3 protein-coding genes are annotated in these 2,896 nt (G+C 54.4%); all 3 read right to left on the bottom strand.

Annotation, left to right across the window (positions count from 1 at the left end; translation table 11 throughout):
• Positions 1-538 (bottom strand): NUDIX hydrolase (locus PPL9_RS14545; RefSeq protein ID WP_057463366.1); only part of this gene is annotated, 538 nt, incomplete at its 3' end.
• Positions 539-541: 3 nt separating this feature from the next.
• On the bottom strand, positions 542-958 hold the full coding sequence (locus PPL9_RS14540) for a DUF983 domain-containing protein (RefSeq protein ID WP_057463365.1): 417 nt from the start codon (positions 956-958) through the stop codon (positions 542-544).
• Positions 959-1,007: 49 nt separating this feature from the next.
• The coding region (rnr, locus tag PPL9_RS14535; protein WP_082596878.1) for a ribonuclease R at positions 1,008-2,896 on the bottom strand (1,889 nt) is incomplete at its 5' end.

Genomic DNA, 2,896 nt, shown 5'->3' with positions numbered 1-2,896 from the left:
GGTTCGCCCATACAGCGAAGAAACGTGCATCAAAGCGGCGGGTCCTGCCTGGAGGGGTGATTGCACGGGCAACGTAGCGAAGTGGCTCAAGATCCGGCAGGATGCCCAGTTCGTCAAAAGCTTCAAAGCCTGGACCTGCTGGTTCGCTTTCGCCTTCGGTTTTGCGGCCAACAAACAGGCCTGCTTCCTCATAGGTTTCGCGAATGGCAGCAATTGCCAGTGCACGCAGGCGGCTTTCAGTCTTGATCTGCTTTTTGTCGTAGTTGAGTTTGGCGAGAACATCCGGATGATAGTCACGTACATATCTGACGCGGCTGTCTTCAGAATCGACACGGCCACCTGGGAATACGAATTTGCCAGGCATGAATTTGTGCGCCATATGGCGCTTGCCCATCAGCAGATGCAGGGAGCCATCGTCCTTGCGATCCAGAATAAGCAGTGTGGAGGCGTCTTTTGGCCTCAAAGGCTGAGCGGCCGGGTTGTTGTTTTCTTCCGCTCGCTCAACTTTGACTTCTTTCGTCAGGTCTTCCGTGGACATTCCTTACCTCTGATTGGCGCGTGTTGGGCCAAAACTAGGTGCTTTGCCGGCAGTTGCAAAGCCATCCATACGTAGTGCCCATTGCAAACCAACCAAGGCGCCCTTGATTGGGCGCAGGAGAGACAGAGACATGATGATGGTTAAAGGCAGCCAGACAGCCATGTGGAGCCACATAGGCGGCACGTAGGCCATCTCTACCCACATGGCCAGCGCAACGACGACGTGACCAACGATAAAGATTGTGAAATAGGGCGGAGCATCATCTGCGCGGTGGTGGTGAAGTTCTTCACCACAGTTGTCGCAGGACTGTTTCACGCTCAAGTAACCGTCGAAGACAGAGCCAATGCCACAGGAAGGGCATTTGCAGCGCATACCACGCAGCACCGCTTCTCCGGTATTCCGATCTTGATGGGTATTCATTTATACCTGCCTTTTCCGTCCCGTAAATGCAGGGGAGCGCACGTTCTTTTTATGTGCGCTTCCGCTTATTTCTGTTTTTTGACCGGCGTAAACCTTTTGGCTTGCTGTTGTTTCTTGCTTGCCAACCCTTGTGCTTAGCAACCCGTCCCGCTGCTTCGCCCTTGGATTTGCCTTTTGTGAGCATTTCAAACCGTAAAGAGCCCGCAAATGGGGCGGCTTCCACCAGTTTGACCTGCACTGCGTCACCAAGTTGGTAGGTTTCACCAGTTGCTCTGCCCAGAAGGGCATGAGCCGATTCTACATATTCGTAGTAATCCATACCAATGGTAGATGCAGGAATGAAGCCGTCTGCGCCATTTTGTAGCAGTTTGACAAACAGGCCAGATTTGGTCACTCCGGCAATTCGCCCAGAGAATTCAGCCCCAATTCTCTCGCAAAGGTACAGGGCAATCAGTCGGTCAATGGTTTCGCGTTCAGCCAACATTGCCCGTCGTTCTGCCGCAGAAATCTCTGCTGCAATGGCAGGTAGCTTCTCTTCGATGCCGTATGGCAGGCCATCGTCCCCGAGGCCGAGTGCACGAATGAGGGCGCGGTGCACTATCAAATCTGCATAGCGGCGAATAGGGGATGTGAAGTGTGCATAACGTCGGAGGTTCAAGCCGAAGTGTCCGATGTTCTCGGCATTGTACTCCGCTTGTGCCTGCGAACGCAACACGACCTCTGACACCATGGTTGCGCTTGCGGTGTCTTTGAACTTGTCGAGAATGTTGTTGAATACAGATGGGCGCAGTCCGCCAATGTGAGGCAGTTTGACGTCCAGCGTGGAGAGGAAATCTCTCAGATTCTCCAGCTTTTCCGGTGTCGACGCATCGTGCACACGATAGAGCAGGGCAGAGTTGCGTTTCTCAAGCTCTTCTGCGGCTGCGACGTTCGCCTGGATCATGCATTCTTCGATGAGTTTGTGCGCATCCAGACGGTCAGGAACGACGATCTGATCAACGGTGCCGTCTTCTTTGAGCAGAATACGGCGTTCCGGGATGTCGAGTTCCAGCGGCTGGCGTTTGTCTCGGCCACGCTTTAGGATCTCATAGGCAGCCCACAATGGCTCAAGAACCGGTTCCAGCAGCGGGCCGGTTTTGTCGTCTGTCACGCCTTCAATGGCTTTTTGGGCCTGTTGATAGGAGAGCTTAGCCGCGCTGCGCATGATGATGCGATGGAACGAGTGGGATGTTTTCTTGCCGTTCTTGTCAAAGACCATCCGTGTTGCGATGGATGGGCGGTCTTCGTTCTCGCGCAAGGAGCACAGATTGTTAGAGATGCGCTCAGGCAGCATCGGGATTACGCGGTCAGGGAAATAGACCGAGTTGCCGCGCAGCAGTGCTTCCTTATCCATCGGGGAGCCCGGTGTGACATAGGCTGCGACGTCTGCAATTGCGACGTAAACGATACAGCCGCCTTCATTCTCCGGGCTATTGTCCAGCTGAGCATAGACCGCGTCATCGTGGTCTTTTGCTGTCGCAGGGTCGATGGTGAGGAGCGGGATGTCACGCCAATCTTCACGGCCCTTGTGGCCAACAGGTTTGATGTTTTCCGATTCAGCAATCACAGCTCCTGGGAACTCATTGCGAATACCCTGTGTGTGCAGTGCGATTTCGGAGACAGCCATTTCTGAGGTGGTGGACCCAAAGCGTTTGACGATGCGGCCACGTGGTGTGCCGTATCGTCCGACTTTGTGGACTTCGATCTTTACGAGGTCACCGTCTTCAGATTCCATCAGCTCACGCGGATCCAGATCGACAGCGCGCTGCTTGCGGTCAACTGGTTCCAGAGTTGCCGCTTTGGTTGCCTTATTGATGCGCAGGATGCCAAGGACGTCGGTGTCCTGGTTCTCCAGACGCTTCATCACGCGCACGACGTGTTTGGCTTCGGGGGATCCAT

Origin of the sequence: Pseudovibrio sp. POLY-S9, assembly GCF_001431305.1 — a bacterium.
Lineage (GTDB): Bacteria > Pseudomonadota > Alphaproteobacteria > Rhizobiales > Stappiaceae > Pseudovibrio.
Note: the sequence above shows the minus strand (reverse complement) of the source record. Positions and strands in the feature narration are given on the sequence as shown.